At 75.8% G+C, this 25240-nt stretch carries 22 protein-coding genes; 13 read left to right on the top strand and 9 right to left on the bottom strand.

Annotated features, from left to right (window positions below; all coding sequences use genetic code 11):
• Nucleotides 1–17 precede the first annotated feature (17 nt).
• The gene (locus tag FGG90_RS00975; RefSeq protein WP_086516691.1) at nucleotides 18–461 is read right to left on the bottom strand and encodes a metallopeptidase family protein; all 444 of its coding nucleotides are present in this window, start codon (nucleotides 459–461) and stop codon (nucleotides 18–20) included.
• A 45-nt stretch (nucleotides 462–506) separates the two neighbouring features.
• Between FGG90_RS00975 and FGG90_RS00980 the strand changes: the two genes are divergently transcribed.
• The 6 genes from FGG90_RS00980 (at nucleotide 507) to ahcY (ending at nucleotide 6886) form a co-directional block, all read left to right on the top strand.
• Nucleotides 507–728, top strand: coding sequence for a DUF3499 family protein (locus FGG90_RS00980; protein ID WP_086516692.1), 222 nt, complete (start codon nucleotides 507–509; stop codon nucleotides 726–728).
• Nucleotides 725–2152, top strand: a complete 1428-nt coding sequence (locus FGG90_RS00985; protein ID WP_094126038.1) for a phosphomannomutase/phosphoglucomutase — start codon at nucleotides 725–727, stop codon at nucleotides 2150–2152. The genes FGG90_RS00980 and FGG90_RS00985 overlap by 4 nt, the downstream gene beginning before the upstream one ends.
• Nucleotides 2153–2300: 148 nt before the next feature.
• Entirely contained in the window at nucleotides 2301–2582 is a 282-nt protein-coding gene (locus tag FGG90_RS00990) for a metal-sensitive transcriptional regulator (protein ID WP_094126037.1), read from the top strand.
• 55 nt (nucleotides 2583–2637) lie between these two features.
• The gene (locus FGG90_RS00995; RefSeq protein ID WP_086516694.1) at nucleotides 2638–2853 is read left to right on the top strand and encodes a heavy-metal-associated domain-containing protein; all 216 of its coding nucleotides are present in this window, start codon (nucleotides 2638–2640) and stop codon (nucleotides 2851–2853) included.
• Between the two features lies 1 nt (nucleotide 2854).
• Nucleotides 2855–5335, top strand: a complete 2481-nt coding sequence (locus FGG90_RS01000) for a heavy metal translocating P-type ATPase (RefSeq protein ID WP_094126036.1) — start codon at nucleotides 2855–2857, stop codon at nucleotides 5333–5335.
• A gap of 66 nt (nucleotides 5336–5401) precedes the next feature.
• Nucleotides 5402–6886, top strand: coding sequence for an adenosylhomocysteinase (ahcY, locus tag FGG90_RS01005; protein WP_094126035.1), 1485 nt, complete (start codon nucleotides 5402–5404; stop codon nucleotides 6884–6886).
• Nucleotides 6887–7034: 148 nt separating this feature from the next.
• On the opposite strand, the gene FGG90_RS01010 is transcribed toward ahcY, so the two are convergent.
• Nucleotides 7035–7904, bottom strand: coding sequence for an RDD family protein (locus tag FGG90_RS01010; RefSeq protein ID WP_094126034.1), 870 nt, complete (start codon nucleotides 7902–7904; stop codon nucleotides 7035–7037).
• A gap of 16 nt (nucleotides 7905–7920) precedes the next feature.
• Between FGG90_RS01010 and FGG90_RS01015 the strand changes: the two genes are divergently transcribed.
• On the top strand, nucleotides 7921–8916 hold the full coding sequence (locus FGG90_RS01015) for a stage II sporulation protein M (RefSeq protein ID WP_094126033.1): 996 nt from the start codon (nucleotides 7921–7923) through the stop codon (nucleotides 8914–8916).
• Nucleotides 8917–8981: 65 nt separating this feature from the next.
• Here FGG90_RS01015 and FGG90_RS01020 read toward each other — a convergent pair whose 3' ends face one another.
• Nucleotides 8982–11480 (bottom strand): beta-glucosidase H, encoded by a 2499-nt coding sequence (locus tag FGG90_RS01020; RefSeq protein WP_094126032.1) that lies wholly within the window; start codon nucleotides 11478–11480, stop codon nucleotides 8982–8984.
• Nucleotides 11481–11557: 77 nt separating this feature from the next.
• Nucleotides 11558–12838 carry an MFS transporter gene (locus FGG90_RS01025; protein ID WP_094126031.1) on the bottom strand — a complete coding sequence of 427 codons (1281 nt, stop codon included), beginning with the start codon at nucleotides 12836–12838 and terminating at the stop codon, nucleotides 11558–11560.
• A 110-nt stretch (nucleotides 12839–12948) separates the two neighbouring features.
• Here FGG90_RS01025 and FGG90_RS01030 point away from each other — a divergent pair, with 110 nt between their 5' ends.
• Entirely contained in the window at nucleotides 12949–13584 is a 636-nt protein-coding gene (locus tag FGG90_RS01030) for a TetR/AcrR family transcriptional regulator (protein ID WP_094126030.1), read from the top strand.
• An 84-nt stretch (nucleotides 13585–13668) separates the two neighbouring features.
• On the opposite strand, the gene FGG90_RS01035 is transcribed toward FGG90_RS01030, so the two are convergent.
• The 5 genes from FGG90_RS01035 to FGG90_RS01055 are packed head-to-tail and all read right to left on the bottom strand — an operon-like array spanning nucleotide 13669 to nucleotide 19226.
• The gene (locus FGG90_RS01035) at nucleotides 13669–14976 is read right to left on the bottom strand and encodes a DUF58 domain-containing protein (RefSeq protein ID WP_094126029.1); all 1308 of its coding nucleotides are present in this window, start codon (nucleotides 14974–14976) and stop codon (nucleotides 13669–13671) included.
• Between the two features lie 14 nt (nucleotides 14977–14990).
• Nucleotides 14991–15944 (bottom strand): AAA family ATPase, encoded by a 954-nt coding sequence (locus FGG90_RS01040; RefSeq protein WP_086516703.1) that lies wholly within the window; start codon nucleotides 15942–15944, stop codon nucleotides 14991–14993.
• Nucleotides 15941–17296 carry a DUF4350 domain-containing protein gene (locus FGG90_RS01045; RefSeq protein ID WP_133065114.1) on the bottom strand — a complete coding sequence of 452 codons (1356 nt, stop codon included), beginning with the start codon at nucleotides 17294–17296 and terminating at the stop codon, nucleotides 15941–15943. The genes FGG90_RS01040 and FGG90_RS01045 overlap by 4 nt, the downstream gene beginning before the upstream one ends.
• Nucleotides 17293–17997, bottom strand: coding sequence for a DUF4129 domain-containing protein (locus tag FGG90_RS01050; protein WP_237583485.1), 705 nt, complete (start codon nucleotides 17995–17997; stop codon nucleotides 17293–17295). The genes FGG90_RS01045 and FGG90_RS01050 overlap by 4 nt, the downstream gene beginning before the upstream one ends.
• The gene (locus FGG90_RS01055) at nucleotides 17994–19226 is read right to left on the bottom strand and encodes a glycerophosphoryl diester phosphodiesterase membrane domain-containing protein (protein ID WP_094126028.1); all 1233 of its coding nucleotides are present in this window, start codon (nucleotides 19224–19226) and stop codon (nucleotides 17994–17996) included. Before FGG90_RS01055 ends, FGG90_RS01050 begins: the two co-directional genes overlap by 4 nt.
• Nucleotides 19227–19348: 122 nt before the next feature.
• Between FGG90_RS01055 and mtrA the strand changes: the two genes are divergently transcribed.
• The 5 genes from mtrA (at nucleotide 19349) to hpf (ending at nucleotide 25083) form a co-directional block, all read left to right on the top strand.
• A complete protein-coding gene (gene mtrA / locus FGG90_RS01060; protein WP_086527181.1) occupies nucleotides 19349–20029 on the top strand; it encodes an MtrAB system response regulator MtrA in 681 nt (226 codons plus the stop codon).
• A 4-nt stretch (nucleotides 20030–20033) separates the two neighbouring features.
• Complete coding sequence (gene mtrB, locus FGG90_RS01065) at nucleotides 20034–21656, top strand: MtrAB system histidine kinase MtrB (RefSeq protein WP_094126027.1); 1623 nt, start codon at nucleotides 20034–20036, stop codon at nucleotides 21654–21656.
• Nucleotides 21640–23370 carry a lipoprotein LpqB gene (gene lpqB / locus FGG90_RS01070; RefSeq protein WP_094126026.1) on the top strand — a complete coding sequence of 577 codons (1731 nt, stop codon included), beginning with the start codon at nucleotides 21640–21642 and terminating at the stop codon, nucleotides 23368–23370. The genes mtrB and lpqB overlap by 17 nt, the downstream gene beginning before the upstream one ends.
• Nucleotides 23371–23432: 62 nt before the next feature.
• Nucleotides 23433–24323 carry a ComF family protein gene (locus FGG90_RS01075; protein ID WP_094126025.1) on the top strand — a complete coding sequence of 297 codons (891 nt, stop codon included), beginning with the start codon at nucleotides 23433–23435 and terminating at the stop codon, nucleotides 24321–24323.
• A 70-nt stretch (nucleotides 24324–24393) separates the two neighbouring features.
• Complete coding sequence (hpf, locus tag FGG90_RS01080) at nucleotides 24394–25083, top strand: ribosome hibernation-promoting factor, HPF/YfiA family (RefSeq protein ID WP_094126024.1); 690 nt, start codon at nucleotides 24394–24396, stop codon at nucleotides 25081–25083.
• Nucleotides 25084–25240: the final 157 nt, after the last annotated feature.

A 25240-nucleotide genomic window follows, 5' to 3' on the forward strand; every position in this document is an offset into this window, starting at 1 on the left:
GCGCGCGGGATCCGCGCCTAGTGCGGGTCGTACCTGTCGGGCGCGAGGTCCCACGGGTCCTTGCCGAGCAGCTCGGCGACCGCGCGGAACACGCAGCCCTCCACGAGCGCGCGGTGGTGGTGCTCGTCCTCCTCGTGGAGGTGCGCGAGGCGCTCGATGGGCAGGCGGTAGAAGACGACGCGGCGCTCGTCCGCGAGCACGCTCCAGCGGTCGATCCCGTCGCGCTCGCTGTTGCGCGCGGGGAGCGCGGCGACCTCGAAGGACACGCGCTCGAGCTCGTCCGGCCAGAGCCCGCGGAGGTACTCGGCGGCGGACGCGACGATCTCGTCGAAGCGGTCGACGCGCGTCCGCAGCACGGGGAGCTCGGGTCCGGTGACGGGGGAGCGGAGGCCCCGGCCGTGGCGGTCCCGCCAGGATCCGCGGATGGAGACGTGGCCTCCCCGGCGGCGCGATCGTGGCATGGCCCCATCGTACGGCCCGCGGGTCGGCGGTAGTGTGGGCGCGACATGACGAACAGGCCCTGCTCCCGCGTCGGCTGCACCGGCGGCGCCACGACCACCCTCACCTACGTCTACGCGGATTCCATGGCCGTGCTCGGTCCCCTCAGCCACGACTCGGAGCCCCACAGCTACGACCTCTGCGACCGCCACGCGGCCCGTCTGTCCGCGCCGCAGGGCTGGCAGATCGTCCGGCACGGCGTGCTCGGTGAGGTAGGTTTCGGATCATGACGACGACTGCCGCCGAGACGCTGACCGCCATCGTGAAGACCTACGACGTGCGAGGTCTCGTCGGGAGCCAGCTCACCGAGGAGCTGGTCACGGCCCTCGGCGCCGGCTTCGTCGACGAGCTCGGGGCCGCCGGCGCGGAGATCGTGGTCGGCCACGACATGCGCGACTCGTCGCCCGCCTTCGCGCAGGCGTTCGCCCGGGGCGCCACGGCCCGCGGCGGGAACGTCCTCCTCATCGGCCTGTGCTCGACCGACGAGACGTACTTCGCGTCCGGATCCCTCGACGCCCCCGCGGTCATGTTCACCGCGAGCCACAACCCGGCCACCTACAACGGCCTCAAGTTCTCCCGCGCGGGCGCCCAGGGCATCAGCCTCGACACGGGCCTCGCCGCCATCCGCGACCGCGCCATCGGCTTCCTCGACGGCGGCATCGCCCCCGTCGAGCCCGCGGGCGAGGTGCGCGAGCGCGACGTGCTCGCCGACTACGCGGGCTACCTCCGCCAGCTCGTCGACCTCTCCGGCATCCGCCCGCTGCGCGTCGTGGTCGACGCGGGCAACGGCATGGGCGGCATGACCGTCCCCGCCGTGCTCGGCACCGCGGCCGGCCTGCCCGAGCTGCCCATCGAGGTCATCCCGCTCTACTTCGAGCTCGACGGCACCTTCCCGAACCACGAGGCGAACCCGCTGGAGCCCGCGAACCTGGTGGACCTGCAGAAGGCGGTCGTCGAGCACGGCGCCGACCTCGGGCTCGCCTTCGACGGCGACGCGGACCGCTGCTTCGTGGTCGACGAGAAGGGCCGGGCCGTCACGCCCAGCGCCGTCGCCGCGGTCGTCGCGCTCCGCGAGATCTCGCGCGCGAAGGCGCAGGCGCCGGAGGACGAGGTCACGGTGCTGCACAACCTCATCACCTCGCGCATCGTGCCCGAGACCATCGAGGCCGCGGGCGCCACCGCCGTCCGCACGCGCGTCGGCCACTCGCTCATCAAGGACCAGATGGCCGCCACGGGCGCCGTCTTCGGCGGGGAGCACTCCGCGCACTACTACTTCCGCGACTTCTGGGGCGCCGACAACGGCATGCTCGCCGCCATGCACCTGCTCGCCGAGTTCGGCCAGACCGACGGGCTGATGTCCGACCTGTCCGCGCGCTACACGCCGTACGCGCTGTCGGGCGAGATCAACAGCACGGTCGACGACGTGCCCGCCGCGTACGACCGCATCGTCGAGGCCTTCCGCGGTCGAGGCGAGTTCGACGAGTTCGACGGCCTCACGGTCGACGGCCCGGTCGACGCCGACGGCGCCTTCTGGTGGTTCAGCGTCCGCCCCTCGAACACCGAGCCGCTGCTGCGCCTCAACGTCGAGGCGTCGACCGAGGAGCGCATGGCCGCCCTCCGCGACGAGCTCCTGGGGCTGATCCGCGGGGCCTGATCCCGCCACCCGCATCATCCGACGCCGCGTCCCTCCTCGAGGGGCGCGGCGTCGTCGTGCGTCCGGCGGAGGGCATGGCGGCATACCCCCGGGGGGTTCCGCTCGATACCCCCAGGGGGTAGCATCGACGGGAACGGAGGTGGCCGCCATGGTCGGGTACAGCGAGGGCAAGGACGACATCCTCAAGCGGCTGCGTCGCGCGGAGGGCCAGGTGCGCGGCATCGAGCGCATGGTCGAGTCCGACACGTACTGCATCGACGTGCTGACCCAGGTGTCGGCCGTCACGCGGGCGATGGAGACCGTCGCCCTCAAGCTGCTCGACGACCACCTCGCGCACTGCCTCGCCGAGGCCGCCCGCGAGGGCGGGCAGGTCGCGGAGGACAAGGTGCGCGAGGCCTCCGCGGCCATCGCGCGGCTCGTCCGGTCCTGATCCGCGCGGCACCCATCCGCGCCGCACCCATCCGCTTCGACCCCGAGGAGACCCCATGACCACCACGACCTTCCCCGTCACCGGCATGACCTGCGCGCACTGCGTCGCGAGCGTCACGGAGGAGGTCGGCGAGCTGCCGGGCGTCGCGTCCGTGGCCGTCGACCTCGTCGTCGGCGGCGCGTCCACCGTCACGGTCGAGAGCGACCGGCCCCTCGACCCCGCCGCCGTGCGCGCCGCGGTCGACGAGGCCGGGTACGTCGCGGAGGTCTGACGTGGCCGACCCCGCATCCGGATCCGCGCCCGCCGCGCGCCCCGTCTCCGCCCCGCTCGAGGACGGCGCCGAGCTCACGCGCGTCGACCTCGACGTGCAGGGCATGACGTGCGCCTCGTGCGCCATGCGCATCGAGCGGAAGCTCGGCCGGATGCCCGGGGTCGAGGCCGCCGTCAACTACGCCACCCACCGCGCGCGCGTGCGGCTGCCCGCGGGCACGAGCGTCGAGGACGCGATCCGCACCATCGAGCGCACGGGGTACCGCGCGTCCGAGCGGCCGGCGTGGGGAAGCGAGGCGGCGGAGGACGTCGCGCCGGCTGCCGCCCTCCCGGCGCCCGCGGACGACCGTGCGCCCGTCGCGGTGGAGGCCCCGCGCGTCCGTCCCGAGTCGGAGGTGCCGGACGCGGAGGCGCCGGACGCGGAGGCGCCCGACGCCTCCGACGCGGACGCCCCCGGCGCCGAGCCCGCCGCGCCGGTCCCCGCGCACCGCGACGCCGTCCCCGCCCGCCGCCCCGATGCCGACGAGCTCGCGCTCCGGCAGCGGCTCGTGGTCTCCGCGGCGCTCACCGTCCCCGTGTTCCTCCTGGCGATGGTCCCCGCGCTCCAGTTCGACGACTGGCAGTGGCTGTCGCTCACGCTCGCCGCGCCCGTCGCGGTGTGGGGCGCCTGGCCGTTCCACCGGTCCGCGGCCGTCAGCGCGCGCCACGGCGGCGTCGGCATGGACACGCTCGTGAGCATCGGCGTCGCGGCCGCGTTCCTGTGGTCGCTCTACGCGCTCTTCCTCGGCGACGCGGGCGAGCCCGGCATGCGCATGACCATGAGCCTCGTCACCGAGCCCGGGGGCGGATCCGGCGACATCTACCTCGAGGTCGCCGCGGCCGTCACCGTCTTCCTCCTCGGCGGGCGCTACCTGGAGGCGCGGGCCGCCCGGGCGTCCGGCGCCGCCCTCGCCGCGCTCCTCGACCTCGCCGCGAAGGACGTGGCCGTCGTCCGCGACGGCGTCGAGCGGCGGATCCCCATCCGCGAGCTGCGCGTCGGCGCGGAGTTCGTCGTGCGGCCGGGCGAGCGCATCGCCACCGACGGCGTGGTCGTCGACGGCTCCAGCGCCGTCGACCGCTCCCTCCTCACGGGCGAGTCCCTGCCCGAGGAGGTCGGCCCCGGCGACGACGTCACGGGGGCCACCCTCAACGCCGGCGGCCGCCTCCTCGTGCGCGCCACGCGCGTGGGGGAGGAGACGCGGCTCGCCCGCATGGCCGCGCTCGTCGAGGAGGCGCAGACCGGCAAGGCCCGGATCCAGCGCCTCGCCGACCGCGTCTCGGCCGTGTTCGTGCCGGTCGTCCTCGTGCTCGCGCTCGGCACGCTCGCCGGCTGGCTGCTGCTCGGCTTCCCGCCAGAGGCGGCATTCACCGCGGCCGTCGCGACGCTCATCATTGCCTGCCCGTGCGCCCTCGGCCTCGCGACGCCGACCGCGCTCCTCGTGGGCACGGGCCGCGGCGCGCAGCTCGGGATCCTCATCACCGGCCCCGAGGTGCTCGAGTCGACCCGCCGCATCGACACCGTCCTGCTCGACAAGACCGGCACCGTCACGACGGGCGTCATGTCGCTCGTGCGCGCGGTCCCCGCGGCGGGCGTCGACGCCGACGAGCTCGTGCGCGTGGCCGCCGCCCTCGAGGCGCGGAGCGAGCACCCGGTCGCGCGCGCCGTCGTCGAGGCCGCGGGCACCGGATCCCTCCCCGCCGTCGAGGGCTTCGTCGCGACCGCGGGCCTCGGCGTCCACGGCGTCGTCGACGGCCGCGCGGTCGCGGTGGGTCGGCCCTCGTGGCTCGCCGAGGCCTGGTCGGCCCGGCCCGACGCCGCGCTCGGGCGGGCGCTCCGGGAGGCCGAGGCCGCCGGATCCACCGTCGTCGCGGTCGCGTGGGACGGCGCCGTGCGCGGCGTCCTCGCCGTCGCCGACACCGTGAAGCCCACGAGCGCGGAGGCCGTGCGCCGGCTCCGCGCGCTCGGCCTGCGGCCCGTCCTCCTCACGGGCGACACCGCGGGCGCCGCGCACCGCGTCGCCGCGGAGGTCGGCATCGACGAGGTGATCGCGGGCGTCCTCCCCGAGGGCAAGCTCGATGCGGTCCGCCGCCTCCAGGCCGAGGGCCGCGTGGTGGCGATGGTCGGCGACGGCGTGAACGACGCGGCCGCCCTCGCGCAGGCCGACCTCGGCATCGCGATGGGCACGGGCACCGACGCGGCCATCGAGGCGGGCGACATCACGATCGTCCGCGGCGACCTCGTCCTCGTGGCCGACGCCGTGCGCCTCGCGCGCCGCACCCTCGGCACCATCCGCGGCAACCTGTTCTGGGCCTTCGCGTACAACGCCGCCGCGATCCCCGTGGCGATGCTCGGGCTGCTCAACCCGCTCGTCGCCGGGCTCGCCATGGCGCTGTCGTCCGTGTTCGTCGTCACGAACAGCCTCCGCCTGCGGTCCTTCCGCTAGCCGTCGGACGCCCGCCCGTCCGTCATCCACGGGCGGGCGTCACGGGACGGGTGGGAGACTGGGGGCATGACCCTGCTCCCGGACGCCACCAGCACCGCCCTGCCCTTCCGCGTCGCCGACCTCTCGCTCGCCGAGTCCGGCCGCCACCAGATCCGCCTCGCCGAGAACGAGATGCCCGGCCTCATGGCCCTCCGCGAGGAGTTCGGCGCGTCGCAGCCGCTCGCCGGCGCGCGCATCGCCGGCTCGATCCACATGACCGTGCAGACGGCCGTGCTCATCGAGACCCTCACCGCCCTCGGCGCGCAGGTGCGCTGGGCGAGCTGCAACATCTTCAGCACGCAGGACGAGGCGGCCGCCGCGGTCGCCGTCGGCGCGGGCACCCCGGATGCGCCCGCGGGCGTGCCGGTCTTCGCCTGGAAGGGCGAGACGCTCGAGGAGTACTGGTGGTGCACCGAGCAGATCTTCGACTGGTCGGGCGAGGCCGCGGCCGCGGACGCCGACTGGACCGGCCCGAACATGATCCTCGACGACGGCGGCGACGCCTCGCTCCTGGTGCACAAGGGCCGCGAGTACGAGCTCGCCGGCGTCGTGCCCGAGACCCCCGAGGACGCGAGCCACGAGTACCGCGTCATCCTCGACACGCTCCGCCGCAGCCTCGAGGCGTCGGGCGACCGCTGGACCCGCCGCGCCGCCGACATCCAGGGCGTCACCGAGGAGACCACCACGGGCGTCCACCGCCTGTACGAGCTGGCGCGCGACGGCGAGCTGCTGTTCCCCGCGATCAACGTCAACGACTCGGTCACCAAAAGCAAGTTCGACAACAAGTACGGCATCCGCCACTCGCTGCCCGACGGCCTCAACCGCGCCACCGACGTCCTCATCGGCGGCAAGGTCGCGTTCGTCGTGGGCTACGGCGACGTGGGCAAGGGCGCGGCCGAGGCGCTGCGCGGCCAGGGCGCGCGCGTCATCGTCTCCGAGGTCGACCCGATCTGCGCGCTCCAGGCGGCGATGGACGGCTACCAGGTCGCGCGCCTCGAGTCGGTCATCGAGCACGTCGACATCCTCGTCACCGGCACGGGCAACGTCGACGTGGTCCGCGTCGAGCACATCGAGCGCATGAAGCACCAGGCCATCATCGCCAACGTCGGGCACTTCGACAACGAGATCGACATGGCCGGCCTCGAGCGCCTCCCCGGCGTCGAGAAGGTCGAGATCAAGCCGCAGGTGCACGAGTGGCGCCTGCCGTCCGGCCGCAGCGTGCTCGTCCTCTCGGAGGGCCGCCTGATGAACCTCGGCAACGCGACCGGTCACCCGTCGTTCGTGATGAGCAACTCGTTCACGAACCAGGTGCTCGCGCAGATCGAGCTGTGGGTCCGCAACGACCAGTACCCGATCGGCGTGTACGTGCTCCCGAAGCACCTCGACGAGAAGGTCGCGCGCCTGCACCTCGACGCGCTCGGCGTGGAGCTCACGGAGCTGCGCCCCGAGCAGGCCGCCTACATCGGCGTCGCGGTCGAGGGCCCGTACAAGGTGGACCACTACCGCTACTGATCCGCGGATCCCGACGACGCCGTCCGTCCCCTCGCGGGGCGGGCGGCGTCGTCGCGTCCGGGCGCGGGGAGGCGGGGCGCGGCGCGGCGCATCCCGGCGGCGGGCGGCGGGCGGCGCGCGTCGGGCCGCCGACCGTCGGGTGCGCCGGTCAGGAGCCGGTGGACGCGCCGCGCGCCGGGAACCCGTGGGGGAGCCCCGCGAGGATCGGCTCCAGCGCGGCCAGGCGCTCCCGCTCGAGCATCAGCGCGCGGTGCTCGCGCTCGCGGCGCACCGCGCCGACGGCCTGCACGAACGACTCGGGATCCGTCGTCGGCAGCGGCGACACGTGCGGCGCGGCCTCGTCGGCGAGCTCGAGCGCGAGCCGTGCCCGCGAGGCGGGCGCCATGGCGTCGCGCTGCGTGAGGAAGCGGGCGATGCGGCGGCCGAGCGCGTCCGGCAGGCGCCCGACGTCGGCCTCGGACGCCCACGCCTCCAGCTGCGGCGGCACGGGCGGGAGGGGGCGCGGGTACGCGGGCACGCGCTCGTGCTGCGAGCGGGTGCCCGCCACGAGGTCGCCGAGGCGCTGCGACCGCGGCGACAGCAGGCCCACGAGTGCCGCGAGCCCGCCGAACGTGAGGTAGATCTCGAGGATCCCGACGAGGGCCCGGGCGACCGCGTGCCGGAGGCCGATGCCGCCGCCGTCCGCCCGCACGATGCGCGCGCCGACCGCCCAGCGGCCGAGCGAGCGTCCGCGCGAGGCGGTCTCGACGACCACGGGCAGCACGACGACGGCGAGCACGATCGCGGCGATGGCGCACGCGGCGGCGGAGGACTCGTCGAGCACCCCCTGCACGCCGAGCCAGCCGATGCCGAGCGCGAGGAGCAGGGCGACGGCGACCGAGGCGAGCACGTCGATCGCGGCGCCCGCGGCCCGGAGCACGAAGCCCGCCGGGCGGACGTCGAGGGCGACGGCCTCGCCGACCACGAGCGCGTCGGGACCGTCCGAGAGCGTCGGGTCGTGCGCGTCGGCGGCCGCCATGCATATAGTCAAGCAGATGGACCTCGACGCCTACACCGCCGCCCACCGGGACGGGTGGGACCGGCTCGCCCGCCTCGCCGGCCGGCGCCGGCTCACCGGACCCGACGCCGACGAGCTCGTCGACCTCTACCAGGCGGGCGCGGCCGAGCTGTCCGCGATCCAGGCGGCGGCGGGATCCACGGCGCAGGGCGACCGGCTCTCCATCGCGCTCTCGCGGGCCCGGATGCGCTTCACGGGCCAGACCACGAACGTGGCCGCGCGCATCCCGGCGTTCTTCGCGCTCGACCTGCCGGCGGCCCTGCACCGGATCCGCTGGCTCACCCTCGCGGTCGCCCTCGCGACCGTCGGCCTGGTCGCCCTCTACGCCACCTGGATCCTCCGCGACCCGTCGGCGATCGCGAGCCTCGGCAGCGACGCCGACCTGCGCAGGTACGTCGAGGACGACTTCATCGACTACTACAGCTCCAACCCGGCGGCCTCGTTCACGGGCCAGGTCTGGACGAACAACGCGTGGATCGCCGCGCAGTGCGTGGCCTTCGGCATCACCGGCCTCTGGGTGCCGTACGTGATGCTGCAGAACGCGCAGGGCCTCGGGACGACGACCGCGGTCATGTTCCACTACGGCGAGGGCGGCACGTTCTTCTCCTACATCCTCCCGCACGGCCTGCTGGAGCTCACGGCGATCTTCGTGGCCGCCGCCGCGGGCCTGCGCATCTCGTGGTCGTGGATCGCGCCCGGCGCCCGCACGCGCGGGCAGGCGCTCGCCGAGGACGGGCGGGCGCTCATCACGGTGGCCATGGGGCTCGTGCTCGTGCTGCTCGCCTCGGGGATCATCGAGGGCTTCGTGACGCCGCAGCCGTGGCCCGTGCCGCTGAAGATCGCGATCGGGGCCGTCGCGCTCGGGGCGTTCCTCTTCTACATGGTGGTCGTCGGCGGCCGGGCCGTGCGCGCGGGCGCCACGGGCGACCTGGACGAGTTCGAGGCGGGCGGCCGGCGGATCGTCGCGGGCTGAGCCCGATCGGATCCGCCGGCCGCCCGCCTCGCGGGTGGTGCCGGCGCGGGTGGTGCCGGCGCGGGTCAGGCCGCGGGCGCGCCGCCCGCCGGGTCGACGTCCGCCTCGAGGGGCGTCGCGGCCACGGACGTGCCGACGTGCAGGCGGAAGGCGCCCGGCTCGCGCCGCCAGCCCCCGTCCCAGTGCTCGAGGGTCCGCGCGCCGATCGCGACGTCCACGTCGGCGGACGCGCCCGCCGCGAGCTCGACCGTCGCGAAGCCCGCGAGCCAGCGGACCGGCCGGTCGACGGCGGATCCGGCGCGCGAGAGGTACGCCTGCACGACCTCCTTGCCCGTGCGGTCGCCCGTGTTCGTCACGCGGACGGTCGCGGCGACGCCGCCCGCGCCGTCGTCGCGGACCCGCAGGTCGTCGAGCGCGTGCGTCGTGTAGCCGAGGCCGTGGCCGAACGGATACGCGGGCGTCGCGCCGGAGCGGAGCCACGCGCGGTAGCCGACGTGGATCCCCTCGTCGTAGACCACCTTCCCGTCCACGGGCGTGACGGACCGCACGGGCACGTCCTCCTCCGCGGCCGGCCACGTGGTGGGGAGGCGGCCGCCGGGCTCGACGGCGCCGAGGAGCACGTCGGCGAGGGCGCCGCCGAACTCCTGGCCGCCGAACCAGGCGAGGAGCACCGCCTGCACGTCGTCGCGCCAGGGGAGGAGCACGGGCGAGCCCGAGTTGACCACCACGACCGTCCGCGGGTTCGCCGCGGCGACGCGGCGCACGAGCTCGTCCTGGCGGCCGGGGAGCGCGAGGGTGTCGCGGTCGAAGCCCTCGGACTCGACCTGCGCGTTGGTGCCGACCACGACGATCGCCACGTCCGCGCCGGTGGCCGCCCGCACGGCCTCGTCGAGGAGGCGGTCGGGCTCGGACTCGTCGGCCTCGAGGCCCACGGTGATGCCGAGGATGCCGGCGAGGCCGCCGGGCGCGCTCGTCAGCTCGAACTCGACCCGGAGGTCCACCGGCTCGCCCGCGGTCGCGCGGAGCGGCGCCGAGATGGAGGGCGGGGACATCAGGCTCGCGCCGAGGTCCATGCCCACGGGCGCGGCGCCGTCCTCGCGGAGGAGCGCGCCGTCGGCGAAGACGCGGCCGCGGCCGGTGGCGCTGAAGCCGAAGAGGACCTCGCCGGTCTCCTGCGGCGTCCAGCGCGTCGTGATCTCGATCACCGCCGCCGTGCCCGTGGGCGCGTCGCCGCCGAAGTACATGAGCGTCGTCGCGCGGCGGTCCTCCGCGAAGACCTCGGCGCCGTCGGCGTCGAGGAACCGCACGAGGGCGCCGGGCTCTCCCGTGCGGGGGTTGGCGATCTCCGCGAGCGGCAGCTCCTGGATCCCCTTCTGCACGACGGCGCCGCGGGCGTACCGCACCTCGACGTCGTCGCCGAGGGCCGCGCGGATCCCGTCGAGCGGCGTCACCACGTGCTCCGGGATCACGGTCGCGCTGCCGCCGCCCTGCGTGCGCGCCTCCACGGCGTTGTGGCCGATGACGGCGACGGTGCGGAGCGCGGACGCGTCGAGCGGCAGGGCGCCCTGCTCGTTGCGCACGAGCACGGCGCCGGCCGCGGCGGCCGTGCGCGCGAACGCGACGCCGTCCTCGACCTCGACGGGCGCGGGCACGACGGCGTCGAAGCCCTCGAGCGCGCCGACGCGGGCGGCGAGGCGGAGCAGGCGCACGACCTTGCGGTCGGGGTCCGCCTCGGGCACGCGGCCGTCGCGGACGGCCTCGAGGAGCGCGTCGCCCCACGCGCCCACCGGGCCCGGCATCTCCAGGTCCTGCGACGCGCGGGCGGCGTCGACGCTGCGGACGCCCGTCCAGTCGCTGACGACCACGCCGTCGAAGCCCCACTCGGAGTTGAGCGGCGTCTCGAGCAGGTCGTTCTCCGTGGAGGTCGTGCCGTTGATCGAGTTGTACGAGCTCATCACGAGCCAGGCGCGCGACTCCACGACGGCCTTCTCGAACGCGGCGAGGTACAGCTCGCGCAGCGCCCGCTCGGACACGACGCTGTCGGCCGTGAAGCGGTCGGTCTCGTACTCGTTGGCGACGTAGTGCTTGGGGGTCGCGCCGACGCCGTTCTCCTGCACGCCGCGCACGTACGCGGCGGCGAGGTCGGCGGTGAGCAGCGGATCCTCGCTGAACGCCTCGAAGTGCCGGCCGCCGTAGGGCGAGCGGTGCAGGTTGATGGTCGGGCCGAGCACGACGTCGACGCCCTTCCGGCGGGCCTCGACCGCGGAGGCGCGGCCGTAGCGGGCGGCGATCCCGGTGTCCCAGCTCGACGAGAGCGCGGACGCGGACGGCAGGTTGAGCGAGGGCGAGCGCTCGTCCCAGACCTCGCCGCGCACCCCGCTCGGGCCGTCGGAGACGAGCATGCGGCGGAGGCCGATCCCCTCCACGGGCCAGGTGGTCCAGAAGTCGCGGCCGGTGACCAGCTGCACCTTCTGCTCGAGGGTCAGGCGGCCGGCGAGCTCCTCCAGGGCCGCCGTGTCGGGGTCGAGCGGGGTGGGGGCGTCGTGCGTGTCGTGCGGGTCCATGGGTGCTCCTGGGGGGACGTCGGCGTCGGGTCGAGTCTGCTCGCGGTCGGCGAGGGCGGCGGGATCGGGGGCGTCCGTCACCGCACGCCCTTCACGCGGAAGGCGGCGAGCGCGCCGAGGATCCCGGCGGCGGCGCCGGAGAGGAACAGGCCCGGGTAGCCGAAGGCCGCGACCACGCCGCCGGCCGCCGTGGGCACGAGCGACTGCGGCAGGGCCTGCGCGATGTTGACGACGCCGAGGTCCTTGCCGTTGTCGGCGTCGCTCGGCAGCACGTCGGTGATGAGCGCGAGGTCCACGGCGTAGAACGAGCCGATGCCCGCGCCGATCACGAGCTGCGCGGCGTACACGACGGCGAGGCTGGGCGCGAGGGCGAGGATCACGAGGCCCACGACCGCGACGAGCGCGGCGGCGGCGACGAACACCTTGCGGCGGCCGAGGCGGTCGCTCAGCCAGCCAGCCACGAAGGTCGTCGCGACGACGCCGATCACGTTGAAGAGCGTCGCGACGAACACGGCGTTCGCCACGTCGGCCTCCGCTACCCCGAGGTCGTCGATGAGGTAGAGCGCGAGGTAGTTGGTGGCCGTCACGGCGGAGGCCGTGAGGAGGAAGCGCATGAGCCACGCCCAGCCGAAGTCGGGGTTGCGGCGCGGGTCGAACACGAACGAGCCGAGGAGCTCCCGCACGCGGAGGCGCGCCGCCGGGCGCTCGACGAGCACGCGGTCGCGGAAGACCAGCGCGAAGGCGACCACGACGGCCACGCCGACGGCGCCCGGCACGAGCACCTGCTGCGTGGTCGTGGTGAAGAGCTGCACGATGAAGGTGCCCACGACGAGCGAGCCGTTCTGCGCGACGCCGACGGCCGCGGCCACCCGGCCGCGGTTCCGGGGCCGCGCGGAGTCGGCCATCACGGCGATGAGCGCGGCGATGGCGGCGTTGAAGCAGCCCTGCACGAGCATCCACGCGCCGACGAGCGCGAGCACGGACGTCGCCTGGGTCAGGAGGACGAGGGCGCCGTAGCCGAGCACCACGCCGCCGATGATCCACGGGCGCCGCATGCCGAACCGGCCGGGCGTGCGGTCGGAGAGGCGGCCGGCGAGCGGGTTCACCACGAGCGCCACGAGCGCGCCGAGGCCGAGCACGAGGCTGAGCGTGCCGGCGGTGTTCCCGGGCGCGACCTCGGCGACCTTGAGCGCGAGCGACACGATGATGGGCGGGAGCAGCGCCACGAAGAGGCCGAGGAGCGCGATGGGCATCCCGATCTCGGCTCGGCGGGATCCGGGCGGGCGGACGCCGTCCGATCCGCTGTCGTGGGGGCGCGACGCGCCCCGGGTCTGCTGCTCTCGGACTGCGTCGGCCACGGTGCCTCCTGATGTCGGGCCGCCCTCGTCGGCGGCGCGGCACGACGGTAGCACGTGAAACCGACCAGTGGTAGGCATTGGCGGGCGCCCGGGATCGCTAGGGTCGACGCATGGCAGGGGCAGAGGGGCCGCGGCGCTACGCGAAGGGCGCCGCGCGACGTCGCGACATCCTCGAGGCGGCGCTGGCCCTCATCGCCGAGCGGGGCTACTCCGCGTCGTCGCTGCAGGAGATCGCCGACGCCGTGGGCATCAGCAAGGCCGGCGTCCTGCACTACTTCGACTCGCGCGAGGCGCTCATCGCGGCCGTGCTCGAGGAGCGCGACGCGCACTCGGCGGCGGACCACCGCGAGGCCGTCCCCGACGCCGACCCGAGCGACATGGTCGGCATGCTCCTGCACGCGAGCTCGCGCAACGCGGAGACGCCCGGCCTCGTGGCCCTCTACTCGCGGCTCGTCGTGGACGCCGCCGGGGCCGAGCACCCCGCGCACGCCTACATCGCCGGCCGCTACGCGCGCGTCGTGGGCGCGGTCGCCGACCAGGTGCGCGCGCTCGACGTGGCGCTCCCGGACGGCATGGACCCGGAGGGGTTCGCCCGGGTCGCGGTCGCCATCAGCGACGGGCTGCAGCTGCAGTGGAGCTACCGGCCGGACATCGACATGCGGGACGCGATCGAGCGGGCCATCCGCGCGCTCAGCGGCGGGGCGCTGCCGGTGCCGGTCGCGGATCCGGCCACGGCGCCCGCCTGAGCGGGGCGGCCGGAGCGCTCGACCCCTGCGCGGCGGCCTGCGCGGCGCAGACCCCGACGACCCCGACGCGGAGCGCCCGGCGCCTCAGAGCCGCCCGGTGGCCTTCAGCCGGATGTACCGGTCGGCGAGCGCGGGCGGCAGGTCCGCGGGCGCGCCCGTGACGACGTCGGCGCCGAGCCGGCGCACGGCCGCCTCCACGCGCGCCACGTCGAGGAGCGCGCGCTCGGCGGCGGCGGCCCGGTAGACGGCGGCGCGGCCCGAGCGGTCGGCGGCGCGCTCGGCGAGGCCCGGATCCACGACCGCCGCCACCAGCACGTGGTGCGTCCGGGTGAGCTGCGGCAGCGCCTGGAGGAGCGCGCGCGAGCTGCCGGGGGAGTCGATCGCGGTGAGCAGCACCACGAGCGACCGCTGCGACACGATGCGGCGCACGAGGGCGGGCACGGCCGTCCAGTCGGTCTCGAGGAGCTCCGGATCCACCGGCGCGAGCGCGTCGACCATGCGCGAGACGACGTCGCCGCCGGCTCCCGCCCGGACGCGCGCGCGGACGCGGCGGTCGTGCGCCACGAGGTCCACCCGGTCGCCCGAGCGCGTCGCGAGCGCGGCGAGCAGGAGCGACGCCTCGAACGCCGTGTCGAGGCGCGTCTCGTCCCGGATCCGGCCCGCGGCGGTGCGCCCCGTGTCGAGCACGAGCACCACGCGGCGGTCGCGCTCGGGCCGCCAGGTGCGCACGACCACGTCCTGCCGGCGCGCGGTGGCCCGCCAGTCGATCGAGCGGACGTCGTCGCCGCGCACGTAGTCGCGCAGGCTGTCGAACTCGGTGCCCTGGCCGCGGACCATGAGCGCCGTGCGGCCGTCGAGCTCGCGCATGCGCGCGAGGCGGGACGGCAGGTGGCGGCGGGAGCGGAACGGCGGGAGGACGCGGACGGCACCGGGGGAGAGGAGCGTCGCCTGGCGCGCGGCGAGGCCGAGCGGGCCGGCCGAGCGGATCGTGACGCGCTCGGTGCGGCGCTCGCCGCGACGCGTGGGCGTGAGGGAGAGGCGGATCGCGCGGCGCTCGCCCGCGGGGATCCGCACCCGGTCGCGCGTGGAGGACGCGCCGGCGGACGGCTGCCACGCGTCGCGCACGACGGCCCGCAGCAGGCGAGACCCGCGGTTCGTGACGAGCAGCACGCTCTCGCCCGTCTCGTCGAGGCGGATCCGCGCGGGCAGCACCCGCTCCAGCGCGACGGCCCGCGGGCTCCCGGCCAGCGCGAGGTCGACGGCGACGAGGAGGGCGACCAGGAGGATCCAGCCGGCGAGGACCGCGTACGCCGCGTCCGGCCCGTCACCGAGCAGGACGACGGGCGCGAGCCCCAGGAGGAGCAGCGCGATGGTGCGGCCGGTGAGGGCCATCTAGCGGCGCGCCACTAGATCGGCACCTGCACCTGCGACAGGACGCTGCGCAGCACGGCGTCGACGGAGACGCCCTCCAGCTCGGCCTCGGGCCGCAGCGCGATGCGGTGGCGGAGCACCGGCAGCACCATCTCCTGCACGTGGTCGGGCGTCACGGCCTCGAAGCCGCTGAGCCAGGCCCACGCGCGGCTGGCGGCGAGGAGGCTCGTGGATCCGCGCGGCGAGACGCCGAGCTGCACCGACGGCGAGCGGCGGGTGGCGCGCGCGAGGTCCACCATGTACGCGAGCACGTCCGGCCCCACCCGCACCTCGCGGACGGCGGCCTGCGCCCGGCGGAGCCCGTCGGCGTCGAGCACGGGCGCGACGCCCGCGGCGCGGAGGTCGCGCGGGTCGAATCCCTCGGAGTGGCGGCGGAGCACCTCGACCTCGGAGTCGCGCTCCGGCAGGTCGAGCACGAGCTTCAGGAGGAAGCGGTCGAGCTGCGCCTCGGGCAGCGTGTACGTGCCCTCGTACTCGACGGGGTTCTGGGTGGCCGCGACGAGGAACGGCTCGGGCAGCGGGTGGCTCTCGCCGTCGACCGTGACCTGCCGCTCCTCCATCGCCTCCAGCAGCGCCGACTGCGTCTTCGGCGGCGTCCGGTTGATCTCGTCGGCCAGCAGGATGCTCGTGAACACCGGCCCGCGGCGGAACGAGAACGCGCCCTCGCGGGAGTCGTACACGAGGGATCCGGTGATGTCGCCGGGCATGAGGTCGGGCGTGAACTGCACGCGCGCGGTGTCGAGCCGGAGGGCCTGGCTGAGCGAGCGGACGAGCAGCGTCTTCGCGACGCCGGGGACGCCCTCGAGGAGGACGTGGCCGCGCGCGAGGAGGGCGATGATCATGCCGGTCACGGCGCCGTCCTGCCCGACGACGGCCTTGCCGACCTCGGTCCGGACGGCGAGCAGGCTGGTGCGGAGGTCGTCGGTCATGGGTCCATTCTCCTGGGCGGGGCGGGCGGATCGGCGGGATCGGCGGGGTCGGCGGGGCGGGCGGCCTCCGGACGTGCGGGGCCGTCGGGCGCGGCGGCCGCGGCGACCCGGCGCTCGAGGGCGGCGAGGCGGCCCGCGAGGTCGACCAGGTCGCGGTCGCCGCGCGGCCGGTCGTCGAGGAGCAGGGCGCGGACGCGGGCCGGGTCCTCGCGGAGCGCGGCGGCGGATGCGGCGACCACGTCGTCCACGGACGCGAGCCGCCCGAGCGCCAGCGTCGACGCGATGCGGTCGACCGTGCCGACCCGGAGCGCGTCGAGGGCGTGGCCCCGCGCGTCCGCCCGCTGGTAGAGGCGCGCCCGGCCCTCCGCGGTCTCGTCGGCGCGCACCACGACGGGCAGCCGCTCGACGACGAGCGGGCCGAAGCGGCGGCCGCGCCACACGGCCGCGGCGATCGCCGCGAGGCCCGCGAGCGCGATCGCGGGCGTCACCCATCCCGGCGTGAGCTCGCCGAGGGTGGGCGGGGCGTCGCCCGCGGCGTCGTCCGGCGACGGCGTGTACCAGACGAGCCGCGGGCGCTGGCCGAGCACGCCGAGCGCCAGGGCGGCGGATCCGCGCTCCGCGATGCGCTCGTTGGTGAGCACCGGGTCGGCGCCGAGCACCGTCACGGTGCCGCCGTCGGCGCGCGTCGACGGGACCTCCACGAGCGCCCACGCGGAGCCGGTGTCGTCGGGGAAGCAGGTCGTCACGCCCGCGGCGGGCGCGTCGACCAGGCGGAACACGGGCGCGTCGGCGGGGAGGGACCCGGCCGCCGCGGCCGCCGGGAGCGCGCAGCCCGCGTCCAGGGCGCCGCTCGCCGACGCGGCCTCCCCGCCCGCCGCGACGGCCGGCGCGAGGGCCCGGAGCGTGCGGAAGTCGGGGGCGATCAGCACGGTGCGCGTCGCGAGGCCCGCCACCTCGGCGAGCCGCGCGTCGTCCAGCCGGTCGGAGGTGGGCCCGAGCACGAGGGTCGTGTCGTCCCCGTCGCCCGCGGCGGCGCGCGCGGCGTCGAGGGTGCCGACGACCTCGACGTCCACGCCCTGGGCCGCCAGCACGCGCGCGAGCGCCTGCGTGCCGCCGGGCGCGGCGCTGTCGGGGGCGAGCGGCTCGGCCTGGCGGGCCGCGCCGCCAAGCGCCAGGGAGACCAGCGCGATCACGACGGCCACGAGGGCCAGGGCGATCCAGCGGGCCGACCGGCGGAGCGCGTGCCCGGCCGTGCGCGTCTCGGCGGTCGCGCGGCCGGCCTCGGGCGCCGCGTCCGCCGGATCCTGGGCGCCGGTCCCGGGGGCCGGTCGGGCGGGGGCCGGCGCGCTCACGCGGCGCCCGTCGCCACGGGCTCGCGCCGCACGGGGACGGCCGTCCGGAGGTCGCGGTCGAGCGCGGCCAGCCGGTCGAGCGACTCCTCGGTGCCGGGGCGGTCGAGGTAGCGGACGCCGTCGAAGTCGGCGGCGGCCGCGAGGAGGCGGTCCGCGTGCGCGGGGTGGGCGGCGCCGGCGCGGCGGGAGAACCCGCGGGCCGTGGTGCCGGGATCCACCGCGACGATCGTGCGCTCGGCCTGCTCGCGCGCGATCGCCCGGAACAGGTCGGACACGGCGGCCGCGAGGTCCCCGGCGCGGCGGGCGGCGTCGGCGGACCGGCGGAGCTCCTCGGCGGAGCGCCGGTCGTCGATCCCGAACAGGGCGTCGCGGTCGGCGTCCGCGCGACGGCGGTCCCGCCGCGGGGCGCCGAACACCAGGAACGCGACCACGACGACCACGACCGCCAGGAGCGCGATGAGGAGCGGCACGAGGTCGCCGAGGCCGTCGCCCGCCCCGGAGAACAGCCGCGCGATCCAGTCGCCCACGGCCTGCGCGGCGAGGTCGAGCGCGGTGGGCCGGGCGGCCTGGTACTCGGGGCGCGACAGCTCGTCCCCGACGAGGCGGCGGGCCTCGTCGGCGTCGGGGTCGAGCGGCACGGCCGCGGCCAGCGTCCGGGGGGCCGCCCACCACGCCGCCGCCAGCGACGCGCCGATCGTCACGCGCGGCCCGGGACGGCGTAGGGGTCGCGGGCGTCCGGGCCGGCGGCCGACGCGGATCCGGCGGCGCGCTCCTCCGCGAAGCGCGCGAGCTCCAGGTCGAGGCCCTCGCGGCGCATGCGGAGGTCGATGTAGAGGATGGCCGCGTTCGACGACGTGACCACGCCGCCGACGCTGGCGACGACGAGGCTCACCACGAACACCACGACCTGCGACGCGACGTAGAAGGCCGTGGAGGCGTCGAACACCTGGAAGTCGAGCTGCCCGTTGGGGAAGAGCAGGGTCTGCAGGATGGAGGCGAGGAGCGTCAGCGGCACCGTGACCACGTTCGTCGCGAGCGACACGATGGCCGCGGTGAGCAGCAGGATCCCGAGCGTCCGCCAGAACGCGCCCGTGGAGAGGGTCCACGACCGGCGCGCGGCGGCGAAGGGCGGCAGCCCCTCGATCACGATCGCGCTCGGCGCGAACGCGAGCCGCGTCGACACCCAGGCCGCGACGACGGCGAGCCCGACCGCCCCGAGGACGCCGACGAGGATCCCGACCACGATGCCGGCCCCGCCCGCGAGCACGAGGAGCACGACGACGCCCGCGAGCACGCCGGCCACGAGGGTCCACCCGACGCTGACGACGAGGCTCCAGAGCACGAGGGGGCGGAGCCGGGGGAGCGTCGCCCGCCACAGGGCCCGCATCGGCAGGCGCTCGCCGAGCGTGCCGCGGGCGACCTCGTTCGCGATGACGCCCTGCAGGAACGCCGACGCCACGAGGGAGAGCACGAGGGTCACGAGCGTGGCGACCACGACGGCCGCGACGCCGCCCGCGATCAGCGCGCCGCGGTCGTCCTCCCGGGCCGAGAGCACGCGCGTGACGACGAAGCCGGTGACGCCGCCCACGAGCACGAGCGAGACGAGGCTGGCGACGCCCTGCACGAGGAGCGCCGTGCCGACCGTGGCGGCGGGGTTGCGCCGGAGCGTCGCGAAGGAGCCGGCGAGGATCGCGCCCAGGCCGAGGGGGCGCAGCGGCAGGAGGCCGGGCTTCGGCGGCGGGGTCCACCCGGACGGGGGAGCGGTCCACCCCGTGGGCGGCGCGCCCCAGCCGGTGGGCGGGGCGCCGGGCGCGGGAGGCGCGACCGGCGGCGGCTGCGGCGTCCGGTCCGTCCGCGCGTCGCTCCCCGGGGCATGGTCCGGCCCGGACGGCGCGGCGCCGGGCGCCTGCCAGCTCTGGTCATCGCTCACGCTGGCCAGCCTCCCACAGGCCCGCCGCCGCGGTCGGGGCGCCGCGCGCGGCGCGGGTCCGGGCGATCCCGCGGATCCACCGGCTAGCCTGGGGGTTCCGAGGACAGGGAACACGTAGGCAGATGACAGCACGGATCCTGGTGGTCGACGACGACACCGCGCTCGCCGAGATGATCGGCATCGTCCTGCGCACCGAGGGCTTCGAGCCCTCCTTCTGCGGGGACGGCGGCCAGGCGCTCGCGGCCTTCCACGAGGGCAAGCCCGACCTGGTGCTCCTCGACCTCATGCTCCCGGGCCTCGACGGCATCCAGGTGTGCGACCTCATCCGCGCCGAGTCGGGCGTCCCCATCATCATGCTCACGGCGAAGTCCGACACGGCCGACGTCGTCAAGGGCCTCGAGTCCGGCGCCGACGACTACATCGTCAAGCCCTTCAACCCGAAGGAGCTCGTCGCGCGGATCCGCACGCGCCTCCGCCCCGCGGCCGCCGCGTCGCCCGGGCTCCTGCAGGTCGGCGACCTCGTGGTCGACGTCGAGGGCCACGAGGTGCGCCGCGGCGACGTCCGGATCAACCTCACGCCCCTCGAGTTCGACCTCCTGCACGCGCTCGCGAGCCGCCCGCAGCAGGTCTTCACGCGCGAGATGCTCCTCGAGCAGGTCTGGGGCTACCAGTACAAGGCCGACACGCGCCTCGTCAACGTGCACGTGCAGCGCCTGCGCGCGAAGGTCGAGGACGACCCGGACAACCCGCGCATCGTCATGACCGTGCGCGGCGTCGGCTACCGCGCGGGGGCAGCGGCCTAGACCCATGCGCCCCCTGCCCGCGTGGCTCGTCGAGTGGAGGTCGTGGCCGCGCCGCCTCGTCCGGATCTGGTCGGTCTCCCTCCAGTTCCGCACCGTCCTCCTCACGGTCGCGCTCTCCGGCGGCACGGTCCTCCTCATCGGCGTGCTGATGACCCAGAGCATCTCGAGCGACCTCTTCCGCCAGCGCCTCGACACGGTGCTCGCGCAGTCGAACAGCGCCACCAGCCGGATGCAGGAGCAGTTCACGTCCTCCGACGCGTCCGACCAGACCGAGCTCGAGCAGCTGCGCACGCAGGTGTTCGACGAGCTCCGCGGCAGCGCCATCAACCTCTCCGACTTCGCGTTCCGGCGGACGCCGGGCACGGAGGCGCGGAACATCCTGCAGAACGCGTCCACGGCGGACTACGTCGACAGCCTCCTGAGCGCCGACCTGCGCCGGGCCGTCGGCGCGGGCTCGGGCACGCAGCAGTGGCAGTCCGTCGCGATCCCGGTGGGCGACACGGGGCAGACGAGCCCCGGCATCGTCGTGGGCTCCAGCATCGACATCCCGTCGGCCGGCCGGTACGAGCTGTACCTCGTCTACGACCTCGGCGACATCCAGCAGACCCTCGACTTCGTCGCCGGCACGATCCTCGTGGCCTTCCTCTTCCTCGTCGTGCTCATCGGCGCCATCGCGTGGGTCGTCGTGCGGCTCGTGGTCGCGCCCATCCGGGTGGCGGCCGACACCAGCCAGAAGCTCGCGGCCGGGCAGCTCGAGGAGCGACTGCCCGTCAAGGGCGACGACGTGATCGCGACGCTCGCCCGCTCCTTCAACGGCATGGCCGACTCGCTGCAGTCGCAGATCACCCAGCTCGCCGACCTCTCCCAGCTGCAGCAGCGCTTCGTGTCGGACGTGTCGCACGAGCTGCGGACGCCGCTCACCACGATCCGGCTCGCGGGCGGCGTGCTCTACGACCTGCGCGAGGACTTCAGCCCGCCCGCGGCCCGGAGCGCCGAGCTGCTGCACACCCAGGTCGACCGGTTCGAGACGCTCCTCGCCGACCTGCTGGAGATCAGCCGGTTCGACGCGGGCGCGGTCGACCTCGTCACGGAGCCCACGAACCTGGTGCGGCTCGTCGAGGACTCCATCGAGGAGTTCCAGGGCCTCGCCGCGCAGAAGGGCTCGGAGCTGCGGCTCGTCGCGCCCGGCGGCTACTTCGACGCGGAGATGGACGCGCGCCGGGTCCGCCGCATCGTCACCAACCTCCTCGGCAACGCCCTCGACCACGGGGAGGGCCGCCCCATCGTCCTCACGGTCGACAGCGGCCGGGACGCCGTGGCGCTCGCCGTGCGCGACTACGGCGTCGGCATGACGCACGAGGAGATGGGCCGCGTCTTCGACCGGTTCTGGCGGGCGGATCCCTCGCGCCAGCGCACCACGGGCGGCACCGGACTCGGCCTCGCGATCTCGCTGGAGGACACGAACCTGCACCACGGCTGGCTGCAGCTGTGGTCGCGGCCGGGCGAGGGATCCTGCTTCCGCCTCACCCTGCCGCGCCAGCCCGACGTCCCGTTCGACCGCTCGCCCGTCGCGCTCCCGCCCGACGACCACGCCGACGAGGAGGACGCCCGTGTCCCCGGCCCCTGATCCCCGCCCCGCCCGCCGCCGCCGTCGCCGCGGCGCCCGCTCCGCCGCCGTGGCGCTGGCGACGGCCTGCGCTCTGCTGCTCGCCGGCTGCGTCTCCATCCCGTCCGGCGGCCCCGTGTCCGAGGGCGATCCGGCCGCCGTCGCCGACGAGGCCGGCGTCAGCTACCAGCCCGACGGCCCGCAGGCCGGCGACGGCCCGGACGACGTCATCGCCGGCTTCGTCGACGCGGCCACCAGCTCCGCCGACCAGTACGGCACGGCCCGCCAGTTCCTCTCCGCCGACTTCGCGTCGCGGTGGGACCCGTTCGCCAGCGTCGTCGTGTGGGAGGGTCAGGCCGCGACGACCGAGGAGGTCGACGGCACCTACAGCTACTCCGTGACGACGATCGCCACGGTCGACGGCCAGGGCCACTACCGCGAGGTCGGCAGCGACCAGGAGACGCGCCTGTCCTTCCGCCTCGTGCGGGAGCGCGGCGAGTGGCGCATCGCCGACGCGCCCGACGGCATCGCGCTCCGCTCCACCTACTTCCGCGAGATCTTCAGCGCCCACGCGCTCTACTTCTTCGACCCGACCTTCTCGTTCCTCGTGCCCGACCTCCGCTTCTTCGTCACGCGCGCGTCGCAGAGCGTGAGCACGCGGATCGTCAAGTCGCTCCTGCAGGGCCCGTCGCCCTGGCTGTCGCAGCCGGCCGTGGTCACGGCGTTCCCCGAGGGCACGCGCCTCGCGTCGTCCGCGGTGACGACGTCGGGCGGCACGCCGCAGGTCGACCTCTCGACGGAGGCGCGCGCCGCCGACGACGTCACCCAGCAGCGCATGAAGCTCCAGCTCCGGCAGAGCCTGTCGGAGATCCCCTCGGTGCTCGACGTGCAGGTCCTGGTCGACGGCACGCCGCTCACCGTGCCGGACCTCGGAGGCCGCGGACCCGTCAAGGACCCGCAGTCGGAGTCACGCCCCCTCGTGCTCGCGCGGGGCGCGTTCGGCTACCTGGGCGGGGGCGAGGTCACGCCGCTCGGCACCCTCGGCACGCGGGTCGCCGCCCTCGGCGCGGACGCCGCCACGCTCAGCGCCGACGGGAGGCAGGCGGCCGTCCGTAACGGATCCGGCGTCTGGTCCGTCGGCGACGGCGACCGCGACGCCGTCCTCGTCGACACGCGCCCGGGCCTCGTGGCGCCGTCGCTCGACGCGCAGGGCTACGTCTGGTCCATCCCCGCGTCGGATCCGCGCGGCCTCGTCGCGTGGGGACCGGACGGCGTCGGCCACCCCGTCGCCGCGAGCTGGACGGGCACCGGCCGCGTCGTCTCCCTCGACGTGGCCCGCGACGGCGCGCGCGTGCTCGTGCAGCTGGAGACGGGGGCGGGACCCCAGCTCCTCGTGGCGTCGATCATCCGCGACGGCGGCGTGCCCACCTCGCTCACGGCGACGCCGCTCGAGCTCGCCTCGGCCCCCGGCACGCCGATCGACGCGACCTGGGTCGACGAGCTCCAGGTCGCCACGCTCACGCAGGCCCCGAGCGGCGACCGGCAGGTGGAGCTGCACGAGGTCGGCGGGAGGTCCCGCGACATGGGGACCGCCGCCGACGGGGTCGCCATCGCCGGCGCGAACGACGAGAGCGGCCTCCGCGTCCTCACCTCCGCGGGGGCGCTGCTCACGCCGCGCGGCAGCACCTGGCAGCAGACCGCGACGGGCGTCTCCTTCATCGCGACCAAGCGCTGACGCCGTCCACGGAACCGCCCGCACGCGCGCACCCGAGCGGCGCGCGGGCGGATCCTCCCGCCATGGTCCCGGTGCTGCCCCCTCCCGTCCGCTCCGCCCTGCTCGACGCGCTCGCCGTGGTCGCGCCCGTGTCCTGCGCCGGATGCGGGGCGCCCGACCGCGCGGTCTGCCCGGCGTGCGCGCACGCGCTCGTCGCGCCGCCGCTCGTCCGTCGCCTCGAGCTCCCGGCGTGCGCGGGGCCGCACGGGCGCGTGCCGGCCGCGCGGATCCCCGTCGGCTGCGGCGCCGCCTACGCCCCGCCCTGGCCCGCCCTGCTGTCGGCGTTCAAGGAGGAGGGCCGCACCGACGCGGCGCGGGCGATGGCGCCGTCGCTCGTCCGCGCGCTCGCCGCGGCCGTCGCCTCCGCGGCGGCAGACGTGGGTGCACCCGACCCCGGCCACGCCCGCGGCGACGACCGCACCGGACGCCCGGACGCGGCGCCGCCCCTCGCCGTGCTCCCCGTGCCGTCGCCCGCCGCCGCCCTCCGCCGCCGCGGCTACGCGCCGGTCGAGGTCCTCCTCGCGCGCGCCGGCGTCCGCCCGCTCCGCCTCGGGCCCCTGCGCCTGCCGCCGCTGCGCTTCACCCGCCGCCCCGCCGACCAGGCGGGCCTCGGCGTGGCCGCCCGCGAGGCCAACCTGCGGGGGAGCCTCGTCGCCCGGGCCGACCTCTCCGGCCGCCGGGTCGTCGTCGTCGACGACGTCCTGACCACGGGCGCGACGCTCCGCGAGGCCTGCCGTGCCGTCCGCGCCACCGGGGGCGAGGTGGTCGCCTGCGCCGTCCTCACCGCGGTCCCCGATCGCGGGCGCGGCGGGACCCGACGGCCGGCGTCACCCGATGGCCGCTCCCTGTGCACTTCCGATGCGCTCGCGGTCCACCCGCCGGATGCCTCGCGTCGGGACGGATCCGAGGTCTAGGCTCGCCCGAAAGGCGTGAAAGTGATCGCCCTCTTCCAGCGGGCGACGCGTCATGATCTGGAGGTACGTCATGGACATCAACATCACCGGCCGCAACGCGGAGATCACCGACCGGTTCCGCGTGTACGCCACCGAGAAGGCCGACAAGGTCGTCCAGCTCGCCGAGAAGTCCATCTCGCTCGACATCAAGGTCTCGCGCCACAGCGAGAAGTCCGGCGGATCCGCCGGGGACGACCGCGTCGAGATCACGCTCGTGGGCCCCGGTCCCGTCATCCGGGCCGAGAGCAGCGCCGCCGACAAGTTCGCGGCCTTCGACCTCGCCCTGGGGCGGATGCTCGAACGCCTCCGCCGCGCGAAGGACAAGAAGAAGATCCACCGCGGCAACCACCGTCCCGTCTCGCTCCAGGAGGCGGCCACCGAGGGCTTCGCCCAGATCGACCTCGACCCCGCCGACGTCGAGCTCATCGAGCGGGTCAACGGGAAGAGCGTCGCCCCGGCCGACCAGCCGGTCGTCGAGGACGACTACTGCCCGGTCGTCATCCGCACCAAGGTCTTCCCGTCGCAGTCCATGACGGTCGACGAGGCCCTCGAGCACATGGAGCTCGTCGGCCACGACTTCTTCCTCTTCATCGACGCGGAGACCGACCGCCCGAGCGTCGTGTACCGCCGCAAGGGCTGGGACTACGGCGTCATCGGCCTGGCCGACGGCGAGCAGGAGCTCGCGGGAGCCGGTGCCGGCTCCCGGTCGCTGCGCCGCTGATCCGCGTCCCGCTCCGACGAGGCCCCGCGCGCTCCGGCGTGCGGGGCCTCTCCGCGTCCGGCGTCCGGGCCCGCGCCCGATGATCGCGGCCCCGTCGCGACCGCCGCGTCGGCCGCATCGGCCGTCTCCCGAGGCCTGCGTCACCCGGGGTCAGGGC

Origin of the sequence: Clavibacter michiganensis subsp. tessellarius, assembly GCF_021922985.1 — a bacterium.
Lineage (GTDB): Bacteria > Actinomycetota > Actinomycetes > Actinomycetales > Microbacteriaceae > Clavibacter > Clavibacter tessellarius.

Bases quoted from the DNA above. Each gene is read 5' to 3' on its own strand.
- hpf (WP_094126024.1), top strand. From the start codon at position 24,394: ATGGACATCAACATCACCGGCCGCAACGCGGAGATCACCGACCGGTTC.
- FGG90_RS01015 (WP_094126033.1), top strand. From the start codon at position 7,921: ATGGACCTCGACGCCTACACCGCCGCCCACCGGGACGGGTGGGACCGG.
- FGG90_RS01040 (WP_086516703.1), bottom strand. From the start codon at position 15,944: ATGACCGACGACCTCCGCACCAGCCTGCTCGCCGTCCGGACCGAGGTC.
- FGG90_RS00980 (WP_086516692.1), top strand. From the start codon at position 507: ATGACGAACAGGCCCTGCTCCCGCGTCGGCTGCACCGGCGGCGCCACG.
- FGG90_RS00995 (WP_086516694.1), top strand. From the start codon at position 2,638: ATGACCACCACGACCTTCCCCGTCACCGGCATGACCTGCGCGCACTGC.
- FGG90_RS01075 (WP_094126025.1), top strand. From the start codon at position 23,433: ATGGTCCCGGTGCTGCCCCCTCCCGTCCGCTCCGCCCTGCTCGACGCG.
- FGG90_RS00975 (WP_086516691.1), bottom strand. From the start codon at position 461: ATGCCACGATCGCGCCGCCGGGGAGGCCACGTCTCCATCCGCGGATCC.
- FGG90_RS00985 (WP_094126038.1), top strand. From the start codon at position 725: ATGACGACGACTGCCGCCGAGACGCTGACCGCCATCGTGAAGACCTAC.
- FGG90_RS01035 (WP_094126029.1), bottom strand. From the start codon at position 14,976: ATGGCCCTCACCGGCCGCACCATCGCGCTGCTCCTCCTGGGGCTCGCG.
- mtrA (WP_086527181.1), top strand. From the start codon at position 19,349: ATGACAGCACGGATCCTGGTGGTCGACGACGACACCGCGCTCGCCGAG.
- FGG90_RS01020 (WP_094126032.1), bottom strand. From the start codon at position 11,480: ATGGACCCGCACGACACGCACGACGCCCCCACCCCGCTCGACCCCGAC.
- ahcY (WP_094126035.1), top strand. From the start codon at position 5,402: ATGACCCTGCTCCCGGACGCCACCAGCACCGCCCTGCCCTTCCGCGTC.
- mtrB (WP_094126027.1), top strand. From the start codon at position 20,034: ATGCGCCCCCTGCCCGCGTGGCTCGTCGAGTGGAGGTCGTGGCCGCGC.
- FGG90_RS01030 (WP_094126030.1), top strand. From the start codon at position 12,949: ATGGCAGGGGCAGAGGGGCCGCGGCGCTACGCGAAGGGCGCCGCGCGA.
- FGG90_RS01010 (WP_094126034.1), bottom strand. From the start codon at position 7,904: ATGGCGGCCGCCGACGCGCACGACCCGACGCTCTCGGACGGTCCCGAC.
- FGG90_RS00990 (WP_094126037.1), top strand. From the start codon at position 2,301: ATGGTCGGGTACAGCGAGGGCAAGGACGACATCCTCAAGCGGCTGCGT.